Source organism: Vibrio sp. 1580, from assembly GCF_033340055.1.
On record NZ_JAWOVT010000774.1, the window covers coordinates 1 to 511 of the forward strand.

The window sequence follows — 511 nt, forward strand, 5'->3', positions numbered from 1 at the left end:
TCGACTTCGACACGAGCACCATTCAAGTTCAGCTCTTCAATGCCTTGGAATTGAGTTTGCGCATCGATAACCACTAATTTGTTATTTAGCCGTTGATCAGCATCATTCTCACAACGTTCGATTTCAAATGTTCTTGCATTCGCATCATAATTTGACACATAACCTTCGCATTCAAACTCTTTGCCTTGCCATTGATGGTTGTCATCAAAATCTGGCGCTTCAAACTCAACGACGGTGGCAATGCGTTTGCCATTTCTCAAGACAGAAGAAACGTCGACTTCTTGGCCTTGTTTTAAACTCATTTTGCTACCGTCTTCGAATCGAGTTGCGTTATCAACAAAGAACGCACCGCGGTAGTTTAGTGAAAACTCGCTGTAATCGTTCGCAACCCAAGTGACGATGCCTTCTACATCGCTGTCGTTTTCTAGGTTGTCATAGCCTTCTATTTCGACGTCAGAGGCGACAAAAATATCCCCTTCCATTTTGCCTTCCACTTCTACCCATTGACCTA

Annotated in this window: 1 protein-coding gene; it reads right to left on the bottom strand. The window is 43.4% G+C overall.

All coding sequences use genetic code 11. The features are described 5' to 3' along the window. Nucleotides 1-511, bottom strand: a 511-nt coding sequence (locus R7093_RS28315) for a DUF5666 domain-containing protein (protein ID WP_318147421.1), incomplete at both ends; no start/stop codon positions are given.